The organism is Nitratireductor sp. (assembly GCF_017794765.1).
Taxonomy (GTDB): Bacteria; Pseudomonadota; Alphaproteobacteria; order Rhizobiales; family Rhizobiaceae; genus Nitratireductor.
The window spans coordinates 3,669,197-3,682,611 of record NZ_CP051236.1; the positions used below are offsets into that span (position 1 = coordinate 3,669,197).

Sequence of the window (13,415 nt, forward strand, 5' to 3'; positions counted from 1 at the left end):
TCACATCCTTCACCAACACGAATAACCGCCGTCCGCCATCACGATCGAACCGGTCATGAGGCTGGAAGCATCGGAGGCGAGGAATTGAACAACCGAGGCGATCTCATCGGGCTGGCCGACACGTCCCATGGGGGTCATCTCCAGCCAGGTAGCATACATCTCGGGATTCTCCTGAATACCGAACGCTGTCAGCGGTGTTTCGATATAGGTTGGGGCGACCGCGTTGACACGAACCCCACGCCGGCCCCATTCGGCGGCCAGAGACCTGGTCAGCTGGTGCACCGCGGCCTTGGAGGCGTTGTAGAATGCCTGGGGCTGAGGCTTGTTTACGATCACGCCGGACATGGAACCGATATTGACGACGGAGCCGCTGCCGCGGTCCAGCATCTTGCGGCCGAACGCCCGGCAACACCAGAACAGCCCGTCGACATTGACATCCATATGGAAGCGCCAGTGATCGTCACTGGTTTCTTCAGCCGGCACGTCGCTCTGCGCCACGCCTGCATTGTTGACGAGAATGTCGACCCGCCCATGACGTTCCGCAATTGCATCTGCGGCGGCATTCACCTGTGCCGACCTGGTCACGTCCAGCACGATGCTCTCTGCCGAGTGACCCAGTTTGTTCAGGGCTTCGACGCTTGCTTCGGCCAGGTCGGCTTTCATGTCCGCAACCACCACATGGGCACCGGCTTCGCCAAGCGCGCGGGCGCATGCGGCACCGATACCCTGGCCTGCACCGGTGACCACCGCGACGCGTCCATCGAGCCTGAATTTTTCCAGATACATTTCAAAACACCTTCTTCGTTCTGCTTACCCTGTGTGCCGGACCATCAGCTCAAGGCGTTGCCGGCGTCATCGAAACGGTGCAGGCGCTCTGGCGATGGAGTGAGATAGACCGTCTCACCGTGACGCAACGCAAACTCACCGTCGGCCCGCGCGGTAAGCTGTCCGATCCCGTCAATGTCGACATGGAGAAACGTGTCGGAGCCAAGATGCTCAGCCACGCCGACCCTGCCCTTCCAGTGACCGCTTTCGGTCGAAAGCTGCAGGTGCTCGGGCCGGACTCCGATTGTCGCAGCCCCCATCTTCTCCGCTTCGATGCCCTGGACGAGGTTCATGCGCGGCGAACCGATGAAACCCGCCACAAACAGATTTCTTGGGCTGCGGTAGAGTTCCAGAGGTGAACCGACCTGCTCGATCCGTCCCGCATTCAGCACGACGATCTTGTCGGCCATCGTCATGGCCTCCACCTGATCATGGGTGACGTAAATCATCGTCGTGTTGAGCTGATGATGGAGTTCGCTGATCTCAAGCCGCATGGAGCCGCGCAGTGCTGCATCGAGGTTCGACAACGGCTCATCAAAGAGAAACGCCTTTGGCTCCCGCACGATCGCCCGGCCGATCGCCACACGCTGGCGCTGACCGCCGGAAAGTTGCCCGGGACGACGGTCGAGATAATCCGTCAGATTGAGAATGCGCGCGGCGTTGCGCACCTTCTCGTCGATCGCCGCCTTGTCCGCTCCGGCCATTTTCAGCGGGAAAGCGATGTTCTTGTAAACGCTCATATGCGGATAGAGCGCATAGGACTGGAAGACCATGGACAGGCCGCGCTTTGCCGGAGAGCGGGCGGTCATGTCTTCACCATCGATCAGGATCCGGCCGCTTGTCGTGTCTTCGAGGCCCGCAATCAGGCGCAGCAACGTGGACTTGCCGCAGCCTGACGGGCCGACGAACACGACAAATTCATTGTCGGCAATCTCCAGATCGATCTCGGGAATGACGACTGTCGAGCCAAAGGCCTTGTGCACCTTTTCGAGACGGATTTCCCCCATGATTGTCGTTCCTTATTTGACGGCGCCAAAAGTGAGGCCACGCACGAGCTGACGTTGCGAGAACCAGCCCATGATGAGGATCGGGGCGATGGCGAGTGTCGATGCGGCCGAGAGCTTTGCCCAGAACAGCCCCTCCGGGCTGGAATAGGAAGCGATGAAGGCCGTGAGCGGTGCCGCCTTGGCTGCCGTCAGGTTGAGTGTCCAGAAGGCCTCATTCCAGGCAAGAATGATGTTGAGAAGCAGGGTGGAGGCGATGCCCGGAACAGCCATGGGCGTCAGCACATAGATGATTTCCTTGGCGAGCGAGGCGCCGTCCATCCGGGCGGCTTCAAGGATGTCGCCGGGAATCTCACGGAAATAGGTATAGAGCATCCACACGATGATCGGCAGGTTCGCCATGGTAAGCACGAGCACCAGACCGATCCGCGTATCGAGCAGCCCCGCATCGCGAAACAGAAGGTAAATCGGCACCAGAACACCGACTGCCGGCAGCATCTTTGTGGACAGCATCCACAGGAGCACGTCCTTCGTGCGCTTTGTCGGAGCGAAGGCCATGGCCCAGGCTGCCGGGATGGCGATGAGGAGACCGAGCAGGGTCGAACCAAGCGAGATCACCACCGAGTTCATGAAATGCTTCAGGTAGTCGGACCGACTGTTGACCTCGACATAGTTCTCCGCTGTCCACTCGAAGAACAGAAATTGTGGCGGCGTTGCGATCGCAGCACCCTCGGACTTGAAGCTGGTCAACACTGTCCAGAGGATTGGAAAGAAGATCACGAAGCCGACGAGCCAGCCTATAACTGTGAAGGTGAGACGAGTGCGGGTGGAAACGGCGCGGGCCATCGGGTCTCTCCTATTCCAGGTTCTTGCCGATGAGGCGGACGAGGAAAATGGCGACGATGTTCGCCAGCACCACGGCAACGATGCCGCCGGCAGAGGCGCCACCCACGTCGAACTGCAACAGCGCCTGCACATAGACCAGATAGGTCACGGTGGTTGTCTGCACGCCCGGCCCGCCATTGGTGGTCACGAGGATTTCCGCGAACACGGAGAGCAGGAAAATAGTCTCGATGAGCACCACCACGGTGATCGCCCGCGCCATGTGCGGCAGCACGATATGGATGAAGCGCGAAACCGCCCCCGCTCCGTCCATCTCAGCCGCCTCCTTCTGCTCGGTGTCGAGAGACTGAAGTGCCGTCAACAGGATCAGCGTTGCGAAAGGCAGCCACTGCCAGGAGACGATCATGACAATCGAAAAGAGTGGAGCCTCGCCGAACCAGTCGACAGGCTGAAGGCCAAATGTGCGCGCGATCCAGGCAAACAGCCCGTTCACCGGATGCATCAGCATGTTCTTCCAGACCAGCGCCGACACGGTTGGCATGACGAAGAAGGGGGCGATGACCATCAGGCGCACAATGCCCTGCCCGAAGAACGGCTGGTCGAGCAGCAGTGCCATCATGATGCCCCCACCGACGCTGATGAGAAGCACGCCCCCCACCAGGAGCAGTGTATTCAACAGCCCCGTGAGGAATGCGGGATCCGTAAGGAAAAACCGGTAGTTCAGGAAGCCGGCCCACTCCTCCATGCCCGGCATCAGGAGATTGTAGCGCAACATCGAGAAGTAGAGCGTCATGGACAGGGGAACAGCCATCCACAGAAGCAGCAGAACGACTGCGGGCGTCATCATAAGCCGGGCGCTGGCGCGGGTCTGTAGCGTGGCCATGAGCCTGCCTCTTCAAACGTTGTGTCGACGGATAGGCGGAATCGGGATCGCGACCGGGAGAGAGGGCCGGCCGCGACCCCGGGGGATGGGCGGGTTTACTTGGGGTATCCCGCCTTCTGCATTTCACGCTGGGTCAGCGCCTGCGCGTTCGACAATGCCTGGTCAACGCTGGATTGCCCGGCAAGTGCGGCTGAGAATTGCTGGCCGACCGCCGTCCCGATACCCTGAAACTCCGGGATCGCGACAAACTGCACACCCACATACGGCACGTCCTCGACCGTTGGGCTGGTCGGATCAGCAGCCTGAATGGACTTGATGGTCAGGTCGGCAAAAGGCGCGGCTTCCTGATAGGCGGGGTTTTCATAGAGCGAGGTCCGCGTGCCGGGCGGCACGTTGGCCCAGCCTTCCTCCTCCGCAACGAGCGCGCTGTATTCCTTGCTTGTCGCCCAGGCTATGAAGGTCTTTGCGGCGTCGGTTTTCTGCGAGCCGGCGGGAACGGCCAGAGACCACGCCCAGAGCCAGTTTCCGCGCTTGCCGAGCCCCTTGTCGGGCGCAAGTGCAAAGCCGACCTTGTCAGCCACCTGACTTTCATCCGGGTTGCTGACGAAAGAGGCCGCCACCGTGGCGTCGATCCACATGCCGCATTTTCCGGTCTGGAATAGCGCCAGGTTCTCGTTGAAGCCGTTGGAGGATGCTCCGGGCGGTCCTGCATCGTTCATGAGATCGATGTAGAACTGCAGGGCCTCCTTCCATTCAGGCTGGTCGAACTGCGGATTCCATTCCATGTCGAACCAGCGCGCGCCGAACGAGTTCGCCATGGCGGTGAGGAACGCCATGTTCTCGCCCCAGCCGGCCTTGCCCCGCAGGCAGATTCCATAGATCTCGCTGTCTTTATCGGTGATCTTGCGCGCTGCTTCGCCGATAAAGTCCCAGCTTGGGGCCTCCGGCATCTCAAGTCCCGCTTCCTCGAACAGATCCTTGCGGTACATGACGAAGGAACTCTCGCCATAAAATGGCGCGGCATAAAGCGTTCCGTCCATCGATAGGCCGGCCCGGATGGCCGGCAACAGATCATCGACGTCGTATTCAGGGCCGAAATCGAGCGGTACGAGCCAATTCTGCGCGGCCCAGATCGGCACCTCATAGGTACCGATGGTCATGATGTCATACTGACCGCCCTTGGTGGCAATGTCCGTGGTGACGCGCTGCCGCAGGACATTTTCCTCCAGCGTTACCCATTCAAGCTCGATATCGGGATGCTTTTCCGTGAAGGCGCCCGCAAGCTTCTGCATACGGATCATATCGCCATTGTTGACGGTCGCGATCGTCAGTGTTTCCGCCTGCGCCGCAACGGCAATGGTCATTGCCGAACACGTCATCATGGCCAGAAAATTCGCTCTCATGGTCTCCTCCCAAAGAATTGAGCAAATGCTATATTGATGAGCAAATACTCACTTCACTTCAAAGTCAAGCCCTTCTGTCTCGGAGAAACAGAAGCGGACGAGCGGAGGCTCGGCTCAGCCAGCCTCCAGCAGCGCTGTCGCCGTGCATTCATCGGTGATCAGCCCGTTGACGATGTGGCGGCTTACAGCAGCCGTAATAGCGGGAAGTTTGCGCGCGCCCATCGCCGCTGCAATGACGAGCGAGGTTTCCGACGACGGCAATGGTGCGCTTGCGACACGCTCATTCAAACCGCCCTCGATGTAGACGCCATTTGCGTCAAACGACCAGCCGACGATCTCCCCGACCGCACCCGCCCTTTGAAGAGCGTCCAGCTCGGGCCTGGATACGAAGCCGTCTTCGAAAACTGGCGCGTTATCTGTCATGTCGCCTATACCGACAAACGTCACATCCGCCCTTCTCGCCAGTTCCAGTGCCGGCCGGATCATCGGCTGCTCGTGAAGAAGATTCCGCTCCTCGGGCGACGAAACGATCACCGGCAGGGGCATGGGGAAACTGCGGGCCTTCACGGTATCCGCCATGGTGAAGATAACGTTGTAGTAGGCCGCCGAGCCATCGGGCGCGATATTTCCTGTCAGTGAAACGATGCGGTGTTGAGGACATTCCATCGGCGGCAGTTGTTCGATTGCAGCCTTGAGCGTTCGCCCTGTCCCGATCGCCATGACGATCGGTTCCGCCGAAAGCAGATGTCGCTCTATCTGGGCGGCAGCCGCCTCCGCCACACCGACTGTTGTCGAATTCGATTGAGGATCGCTGGGAACCACTTCGGCAAACTGAAGATCAAAACGTTCTTTCAACCGTCGCGCCAAATCCATGCAAGCGGCGATCGGGTGGTCGATCCTTACCCGCACGAGCCCTTCCGACACAGCCAGCGAGACAAGGCGTTGTGCGGATTGCCGCGAAACCCCCAGCGTCGCAGCAATCTGATCCTGCGTGTTGCCCGCCACGTAATAAAGCCATCCTGCCCGGGCGGCGTCATCCAGTCGATTTCCGCGTGCGCTCATACTTTCCAACTCATGTTCTGCTTGTCAGTCCAATGATCATAACTCTAGCGAAGCAACGGGGAGACAACCAGCAACATGATGCAAACGAACAGGCCTGGTGAGACAGGCCCGGAGCACCCGGGGCTGTGGCCTACGAAACGCCGGACGCATACAGACGCAAAAACCGGCCTTGGTGGGGGCATGAGACCAAGGCCGCCACCAATATGGCATTGTCTGCAATCGTACGGCGCAGCGTCTCACCAGGCTCATCCGCATCCCAGGCGCAAGGTAAAGCCCCCCGTGCTCTCGGCCAAACACTGCACCTGACGGCCTTGATCCTGCGATAGACCGACCCGACCACATGCGTGGTAAAATTGACACCCGGATATTCAGTTCAGAAGCGAGAGCGCAGGGGCGGCATGGCAGATATCGATACCGTCTGCAACGATGACCACGGTCGCTGCATTTTCTGTAAAACGTAGTTGGTTTGCCGCAATCCGCACGGCATCGGAAAGCAGTCGCTTGCCCTTCGGCGGCAACCATTGGCCACAGCGGTCATCCGAGCCACGGACCGGCAGCCTGCGCACCGGAACCACCGGTTCTATGTTCGAACAGGCGCCTTCCCCACATGGAGCCTGCGCAATCGAAAACAATGATAGTGTGTGCCTCCTGGGCAGGCACATTGCCGCGCAGACCGAATACCAGGAGATTTCACACCAGAAAAAGGAAATGCAGAAAGGGTGCGTTTCAAGACGATGGATTGGCAAGCATTCCAGGCTCCATTCTCGCGCGCATTCATCCGCCGGAAAAACGGACAAAGGCCAACATCGAGAAGACTATCCGCTGCTTCGCAACCGCACCTCACCCATTTGGGTGACATCACACGGTTGCGCGAGGAGATGCGCTGGATTGGAGCGATTATGTTCGGCGGGTAGAGGCGGAACCCGCAACCCACTCGCATCGACGGCATTTCAGGCACCAGCCAGTCCCGCCTCCACAGGGTGAGAGCACGATGCGACTTCTCAGACCTTCAGGCTGCCGCGATCCGGGAGCGGAAATGTTCCGTACCTCGCTCAATATGATCGAGCAGATCAGCGGCGGCCCAATGCCGCTCCAGAGGGTCGTAGTCCACCACCCGGGAATGAGCGCTCGAAAAGGTTCCCAGCCTGAGATGCCATAGCTTGGCGAGCTTTGGATACCCCATCCCCTCAGCCATTCCGGCCAATGCGAGAAAAACCGCGAGATCGCGAACCAGTTCCGTATCCTCGCCCCTGTGTTCGTACATCCAGGCATAGAGATCCGGATGGAAATTGCTGAACACGCCACCGAAGCCCCGCGACCCCGCACGCATGGCGGCAAGCGCGATCGCTGCATTGGCGTTGACAATGGCGAAGGGCGTACCCGCAGTTATCGCTGCGCGACGGGCCACCGTCGGCAGGTCGCAACTGACATCCTTGAGCACGGCAAAGCGGCCCGTATCCAGGCAGAGCTTCAGCTCGTCATCGCTGAGCAGGCGGCGATAGGGGACCGGGCATTCATAGAGCCCGAGCGGCAGATCGTCTGGCAAGGCTCTCAGGATCGCTTCAAGCGCATGTCGGAACCCCTCGAAGCCAGCATTGTCTGGATCCAGCCTGTTGGTGACCAGAACCAGCGCATCGACCCCCGTTTCGGCCATTGCCTTTAGCTCTGTGAGCTGGTCGTCCAGCGCCCCGGATATGTGCCCTGAAGCAATCACCGGCAGCCGCCCACGCGCGCATTCGAGCGTGCGGCGCGCCAGAAGAACACGCTCGTCCAGCTGCAGCCTCTGCATCTCACTCGACTGGCAGACCGCGAACAATGTCTGTGCACCGCCTTCGATATACCAGTCGGTCAGCCGTGCGAGCCCGTCCTCGTCAATGCGGTTGGCCGACGTGAAAGGCGTGAGCATCACCGGCACGAGGCCATCAATCCCAATTTTCATTTCTTGCCCATCTGAAGGTTTCAATTGCCACGCTATATGATACGAAATGAAATTGGAATAGGATTCCAAAAACGGAGGAGAAGCATCTTGAGCGTGACTCGGTGGGAGGATGACGCGTCGGTCTGGACGGGCCCGACTTATGTGGACCAGGCCATTCGCTATCATCCCGATGTGGGTTCGGCACCGGTCGCGGGCCGCATCATCACCTGCGTCGATGTGGTCGACTGGGATGGCGATGGCGGACGCGACCTTCTCCTGTCCAGTTGGGATACGTGCTATGAGGGGCGCGTTTTTCTGTATCCGCAGATCGGAATCAAGCCGGACGGCACACCGCTTCTTGGACGCGAGGAGATCGTTGAAGGTGTGCGCGGCTATGTTACCGCCGTACGCGACGGCGACCGCTTTCATCTCCTCTCCGTCTCGCGCATGCGGCGACAGATTTTTCTATTTCCCAATATCGGCACCGCGCGCGAGCCGCGTTTCGGTGATCCGGTCGCGTTGGATCTCGAAGCCGACTGGGTCAAAGGCAACGAATATTTTCACATGGCCCGCTTCCATGACATTGACGGCGATGGTGTTCCCGAACTCGTTGTGGGCACGGATTCATGGGATGACTACTGGCCGAACGGGCTGGAGTGGAACGATGTCGGCTACCGCGCCTATGATGCGGCGGGCCGCTGGCTGGGCGGGCCGCTACGCGGTTTCCTCTATGCTTTCAAGAACACCGGCACCCTGAGCGCGCCCGTGTTGAGCCGAGGCAGGCCGATCGTCGGGGGAGAGACCCCGCTGGAGGTCTATGGCCAGTGTGCTCCAGCCTTCGGAGATTTTTCCGGAGAGGGGCGCACCGCCGTGGTGTGCGGCGAATTCTGGAACATCCTGCATTTTGCCGAACAGACCGGCCCCTTCGCCTTTGAACATCCCACGCTTGTTGCCGACGGTGCCGGTGCCCCGGTGCTACTGGATCAGTGCATTCACCTGCCGTGCGCCGTCGATTGGGATGGCGACGGGCGCCTCGATATTCTGGTTGGAGCCGAAGATGGTTATGTGACTTTCCTTCGGAACACCGGCGCCGGCCCCGACGGGCGGCCGGCCTTTCAAAAGATCGGCCGCGTCGAGGGCACCGAGCCATCGATTCATGCCGGGGTTCTGCCCTCTCCCGCCGCTCACGATTTCACAGGCAACGGCCTGCCCGACCTCGTGGTCGGCAACAGCACCGGCGAGCTTCTGTTCTATGAAAATCTCGGCCCTAGCGGCGCGCCCGCGCTCGCGCGGGAAGTGATGATCGAAGCGGGCGGACAGCCCGTCCGCATCGCCGCCGGTCTGACCGGCTCCATACAGGGCCCTTCAGAAAAAATGTTCGGCTATTCCTGCCCCGCCATTGCCGACTGGGACGGCGACGGATTGCCGGATCTGCTTGTCAGCGACGTCAACGGCGAGCACAATTTCTACCGCAATGACGGTGGTTCCGTGCCTCCCCGTTTCGAAGCGCCACGCCCCTTGATCTGGCAGGGCAAGCCACTGAAAACCGTCTGGCGAGTGCGACCGGCCGTGGTTGACTGGATGGGCAACGGCCAGCTCCATTACCTCGCACTCGACGAGGATGGCGTGTTGTCGGATTTCCGCCGCGCAACAGACACGGAACTTGCCGACAAACGGCATCTGCAATGGGAGGACGGCGCGCAAATGCGTTTCACCCAGGATGTGGGCGGCGGGCGCGGACGCGTGAAACTCTGTGCCGTGGACTGGACCGGCGATGGACGGATCGATCTCATTATCGGGACACACGCGCGTGCGTCCGTGCCCCCCGGCCCGACCGGCCAACCACGCAACACGACCGGCCAGGCTGGCATCTTTCTGCTGGAGAACATTGGCTCCAACAACAAGCCGGTTTTCGCTTTTCCAAAAGCGTTCAAGTTTCGCGGCGAAACCATCCAGATGGCCATGCACGTCGCTTCGCCGGAAGCTGTGGACTGGGATGACAGCGGCAAGCCCGGTCTCGTGGTCGGCGTGGAAGATGGCAGTCTCGTATGGCTGAAGCGCGAGGAGCTCTCATGGTAGATCTTCCCCTTGCGATCAATGGCTCGACCAGGATCATGGGTGTCATTGGCGACCCCATCGCCCAGGTGATGACCCCGACGGCGATCAACCCCATCTTTGCCGCACGGGGAGAAAATATCGTCTGCGTGCCCATAAACATCGATGCACGGGAACTGGACACCGCATGGGCGGGGCTCAAGACGCTCAAAAACCTGATCGGTTTTGGCATCACCCTGCCGCACAAGCAGGCCGCACTCCCGCTCTGCGACAGTCTCGATCCACTCGCCGAACGGGTCGGAGCGGTCAATCTCGTGCGGCGGGAAACCGATGGTTCCTTCAAAGGCTACCAGTTTGACGGCAAGGGTTTTGTTCGCGGTTTGAAACGCCAGGGCCATGTGGTGTCCGGCAGGCATTGCCTCATGGCCGGAGCCGGCGGGGCAGCTATCGCGATAGCGTTCGCACTTGCCGAGGAAGGCGCGGCATCCCTGATCATAGCAAACCGCACCCGACAAAAAGCCGAGGAACTGGCAGAGGCTGTGAACCGCGCCGCTGGGCGGTCTTTCGCGCGAGCCGAAATGTCCGGCGAAACGCATACCGCATCGGGTCTGATTGTAATAAACGCGACGTCGCTCGGCCTTTCGGCGAACGACCCTCAGCCCTTCGATGCAAGTCTGATCGACGAGACGATGCTGGTCGCCGAGGTAATCGCCAAGCCGGAGGTGACACCTTTGCTCGAGGCCGCACGCACGCGGGGTGCGCAAATCCATTCAGGCATTCACATGATCCACGGCCAGATCGATCTCATTGCGGCTCACATGGCTGCTAAACATGGCTGCTAAAATGGCAGAGGAGCAGGCTGAGACCTGAATTCAGAGCGGCGTCCCCGCCTCCCCTCCGGCCGCGAAGCCAGCAATCAGCGCGATCTGTGCCTCAAGCATGTCGCGACCATCGCTTGTAGCCGCGCCACGCGCCCGCGCGAGCTTCAGCAATTCGGTATCCCGTGACAAGGCGGCAATGTCGGCCACCAGCATTTCAGAGTTCAAATCCCGGAGATCGACTGGAAAGGCGTCTGCGGATTTCAACCCGATCGGCGTTGCGTTGATCAGCACATCGATACCCGCCAGATCGCCGGAGCCGCGTTGCGCCACCGGCCCACCCATCTCCCGATTGACCATGCCGATGGTGAATTGCAGTGCATCCTCATCGAGGTCGATCACGGAGAGCCGGCCGATCTGCTCACCGCACAAGGCATGGGCGATGGCACGTCCCGCCCCGCCAGCGCCGACGAGCATAACCGACGCTCCCGCCAGACGGCTGCGATTGGCGGCCAATCCACGCACGAAACCCAGCCCGTCGAAAAGCGCACCATACATGGAGCCGTCGCTTCGTCGCTGAATGGAATTCACTGCGCCGACGGCCTCAGCGGCAGGTGTCAGTTCGTCGCACAGACGAGCGGCTGCAATCTTGTGCGGCACGGTCACGCCGATCCCTGCCACATTGTCCATCGCTGCGAAAACGCGCCAGGTGGCCTCGAAATTTTCCCGGGTGACATGAAAAGGAACGGCGTAGAGATCAAGGCTCCTGGCCGCGAAAAGCGGGTTGATGAGGGTGGGTGTCTGCACCTGAGCCACGGGATCGCCGAACACCGCATAGATGCGCGATCCACCGCCCAGATTTGGAATGCTGTCGCTCATGATGTGATCATCCCCCCGGAAATATGCTACGGCATCGCGCCAGTGCCGTATCAAGGACGAGGTCGGGGTCTTCGCCCCACCAATGGTCGGAGAAGATCTCGATCTCGATCGGCCCGGCGTAACCGGCTGCCTGCACCTCGCGCCACATGCCGGCCAGATCGATGATGCCATCCCCCATCATGCCCCGATCGCGCAGGACATGCTTCGTCGGCACCAGCCAGTCGCTGACGTGGAAGCCCAGTATCCTGCCGGCAGAACCGGCGCGTGCGAGCTCATCCTCCAGACGCTCATCCCACCAGATGTGATAGGCGTCCGCCACGATGCCGATGCCGTCGCCCAGCTGCGCGCACAGGCGATTGGCGTGACTGAGTGTGAGGATCACCGCCCTGTCGCCGGCCACCATGGGATGCAGCGGCTCCAGCGCGAGGGTCATTCCAACGGAACGGGCATGGTCGAGGAGCATCCCGATCGCGTCTTCCACCTCGGCGCGCGCGGCGGCAAGATCGCGGCTGCCGTGCGGGAGCCCACCTGAGAAGACAAGGACATGGTCGGCTGCGAGCTCGGCGGCCATGTCCACCGCGTGACGTGCGCGATCAAGGCATTCTGCACGCCCGGACCCTTCCGTTCCCAGGAGAGGCCCTGCCCGATTGAAGCCAAAGGTTGATATCCCGGTGCGGGAAAGCATACGCCGCGCCTCCTGAAGGCCGACCTTTTCGATTTCATCGCCCCATAAGGAGGCGCGCGACAGACCGCGCTGCGCACATCCTTCGAGAAACGGCTCAAGGCCCCACTTCTCGCGCACTGTCGCTTCATTGAAGATGAACTCGGGCAATTGCAAAGCTTCGACCATGACGCCGCGCTAGAATTTGTAGACGCCGAGCTTCTCGAAGATCCGATAGATCCTTTCGGCATATTTCGAGAACTCGGGATACTCGCCCAGATGGGCCGGGCGCGGACGCGGCAGATCGATAACGATTTCCTCGACGATTGTACCGGGGCTCTTCGACATGACCAGCACACGATCCGAAAGCCCCACCGCCTCTTCGATAGAGTGGGTGATGAAAAGCACCGTCTTGCGTGTTTCGAGCCACAGCATTTCCAGGTCGTGCCGGATCTGTGTACGCGTGATCGCATCGAGCGCACCAAAGGGCTCGTCCATCAACAGCATCGAAGGGTCGTGAACGAGAGCCCGCGCGATGGAAACGCGCTGACGCATGCCGCCGGAGAGCTGCCACGGATATCGGTTTTCCGCCCCTGTGAGACCAAGCCGCGCGAACAGGGCATCAGCCCGTTCTCTGAATTTGGCCCTGTCGAGCCCCCTGATCTCCTGCTGCAGCATGACATTGTTGATGGCGGTACGAAAATCGAGAAGCAGATGATCCTGAAAGACGATGCCGATCTCCGAAATGGGAGCCGTGAGAGGTTTCCCGTCGATCTCTACCGAACCCGCGCTCGGCGGCTCCAGTCCGGTGACAAGAAGCATGGTCGTGCTCTTGCCGCACCCGGAGGGGCCGATAATGGAAACGAACTCTCCCGGCTTTATGTCCAGATCGATGGGCCCGAGCGCGTGGAACGCATTTTCCCCGCTCCCAAACACCTTCGTCAGCCCTTTGGCATTGATCGAAGCGCCCGTGGCGTTCGCCTCGCCGACCGGATCCACCAGACCGGAAGGAATTCGGGAGTTCATGTCTGCCATCGTCGTGTCCGTCATTGTCATTTATCCGG

Annotated in this window: 13 protein-coding genes; 2 read left to right on the plus strand and 11 right to left on the minus strand. The window is 60.5% G+C overall.

What is annotated here, in order from left to right:
- Nucleotides 1-9: 9 nt before the first annotated feature.
- The 8 genes from HF949_RS17415 to HF949_RS17450 form a co-directional block, all read right to left on the minus strand.
- Nucleotides 10-786 (minus strand): SDR family NAD(P)-dependent oxidoreductase, encoded by a 777-nt coding sequence (locus HF949_RS17415; RefSeq protein ID WP_292897329.1) that lies wholly within the window; start codon nucleotides 784-786, stop codon nucleotides 10-12.
- Between the two features lie 44 nt (nucleotides 787-830).
- Nucleotides 831-1,832 (minus strand): ABC transporter ATP-binding protein, encoded by a 1,002-nt coding sequence (locus tag HF949_RS17420; RefSeq protein WP_292897330.1) that lies wholly within the window; start codon nucleotides 1,830-1,832, stop codon nucleotides 831-833.
- 12 nt (nucleotides 1,833-1,844) lie between these two features.
- A complete protein-coding gene (locus tag HF949_RS17425; protein WP_229448232.1) occupies nucleotides 1,845-2,675 on the minus strand; it encodes a carbohydrate ABC transporter permease in 831 nt (276 codons plus the stop codon).
- 10 nt (nucleotides 2,676-2,685) lie between these two features.
- Entirely contained in the window at nucleotides 2,686-3,555 is an 870-nt protein-coding gene (locus tag HF949_RS17430; RefSeq protein ID WP_292897332.1) for a carbohydrate ABC transporter permease, read from the minus strand.
- A 95-nt stretch (nucleotides 3,556-3,650) separates the two neighbouring features.
- The gene (locus HF949_RS17435; protein WP_292897334.1) at nucleotides 3,651-4,958 is read right to left on the minus strand and encodes an ABC transporter substrate-binding protein; all 1,308 of its coding nucleotides are present in this window, start codon (nucleotides 4,956-4,958) and stop codon (nucleotides 3,651-3,653) included.
- A gap of 114 nt (nucleotides 4,959-5,072) precedes the next feature.
- Entirely contained in the window at nucleotides 5,073-6,020 is a 948-nt protein-coding gene (locus HF949_RS17440) for a sugar-binding transcriptional regulator (RefSeq protein WP_292897336.1), read from the minus strand.
- Nucleotides 6,021-6,388: 368 nt separating this feature from the next.
- A complete protein-coding gene (locus HF949_RS17445; protein ID WP_292897338.1) occupies nucleotides 6,389-6,586 on the minus strand; it encodes a hypothetical protein in 198 nt (65 codons plus the stop codon).
- Nucleotides 6,587-7,029: 443 nt separating this feature from the next.
- Complete coding sequence (locus HF949_RS17450) at nucleotides 7,030-7,959, minus strand: dihydrodipicolinate synthase family protein (RefSeq protein ID WP_292897340.1); 930 nt, start codon at nucleotides 7,957-7,959, stop codon at nucleotides 7,030-7,032.
- A gap of 93 nt (nucleotides 7,960-8,052) precedes the next feature.
- Between HF949_RS17450 and HF949_RS17455 the strand changes: the two genes are divergently transcribed.
- Entirely contained in the window at nucleotides 8,053-10,017 is a 1,965-nt protein-coding gene (locus HF949_RS17455; protein WP_292900287.1) for an FG-GAP repeat domain-containing protein, read from the plus strand.
- Nucleotides 10,011-10,835, plus strand: coding sequence for a shikimate dehydrogenase family protein (locus tag HF949_RS17460; RefSeq protein ID WP_292897342.1), 825 nt, complete (start codon nucleotides 10,011-10,013; stop codon nucleotides 10,833-10,835). Before HF949_RS17455 ends, HF949_RS17460 begins: the two co-directional genes overlap by 7 nt.
- A gap of 30 nt (nucleotides 10,836-10,865) precedes the next feature.
- On the opposite strand, the gene HF949_RS17465 is transcribed toward HF949_RS17460, so the two are convergent.
- The 3 genes from HF949_RS17465 to HF949_RS17475 are packed head-to-tail and all read right to left on the minus strand — an operon-like array spanning nucleotide 10,866 to nucleotide 13,401.
- Nucleotides 10,866-11,690, minus strand: a complete 825-nt coding sequence (locus HF949_RS17465) for a shikimate dehydrogenase family protein (RefSeq protein WP_292897344.1) — start codon at nucleotides 11,688-11,690, stop codon at nucleotides 10,866-10,868.
- Between the two features lie 7 nt (nucleotides 11,691-11,697).
- Complete coding sequence (locus HF949_RS17470; protein ID WP_292897346.1) at nucleotides 11,698-12,540, minus strand: sugar phosphate isomerase/epimerase family protein; 843 nt, start codon at nucleotides 12,538-12,540, stop codon at nucleotides 11,698-11,700.
- 9 nt (nucleotides 12,541-12,549) lie between these two features.
- Nucleotides 12,550-13,401: an ABC transporter ATP-binding protein gene (locus HF949_RS17475; protein ID WP_292897348.1), complete on the minus strand. Its 852-nt coding sequence runs from the start codon at nucleotides 13,399-13,401 to the stop codon at nucleotides 12,550-12,552.
- Nucleotides 13,402-13,415: the final 14 nt, after the last annotated feature.

Excerpts from the sequence above, each read along its gene's own strand:
- HF949_RS17415 (WP_292897329.1), bottom strand. The coding sequence starts at position 786 with ATGTATCTGGAAAAATTCAGGCTCGATGGACGCGTCGCGGTGGTCACC.
- HF949_RS17420 (WP_292897330.1), bottom strand. The coding sequence starts at position 1,832 with ATGGGGGAAATCCGTCTCGAAAAGGTGCACAAGGCCTTTGGCTCGACA.
- HF949_RS17425 (WP_229448232.1), bottom strand. The coding sequence starts at position 2,675 with ATGGCCCGCGCCGTTTCCACCCGCACTCGTCTCACCTTCACAGTTATA.
- HF949_RS17430 (WP_292897332.1), bottom strand. The coding sequence starts at position 3,555 with ATGGCCACGCTACAGACCCGCGCCAGCGCCCGGCTTATGATGACGCCC.
- HF949_RS17435 (WP_292897334.1), bottom strand. The coding sequence starts at position 4,958 with ATGAGAGCGAATTTTCTGGCCATGATGACGTGTTCGGCAATGACCATT.
- HF949_RS17440 (WP_292897336.1), bottom strand. The coding sequence starts at position 6,020 with ATGAGCGCACGCGGAAATCGACTGGATGACGCCGCCCGGGCAGGATGG.
- HF949_RS17450 (WP_292897340.1), bottom strand. The coding sequence starts at position 7,959 with ATGAAAATTGGGATTGATGGCCTCGTGCCGGTGATGCTCACGCCTTTC.
- HF949_RS17460 (WP_292897342.1), top strand. The coding sequence starts at position 10,011 with ATGGTAGATCTTCCCCTTGCGATCAATGGCTCGACCAGGATCATGGGT.
- HF949_RS17465 (WP_292897344.1), bottom strand. The coding sequence starts at position 11,690 with ATGAGCGACAGCATTCCAAATCTGGGCGGTGGATCGCGCATCTATGCG.
- HF949_RS17470 (WP_292897346.1), bottom strand. The coding sequence starts at position 12,540 with ATGGTCGAAGCTTTGCAATTGCCCGAGTTCATCTTCAATGAAGCGACA.
- HF949_RS17475 (WP_292897348.1), bottom strand. The coding sequence starts at position 13,401 with ATGACGGACACGACGATGGCAGACATGAACTCCCGAATTCCTTCCGGT.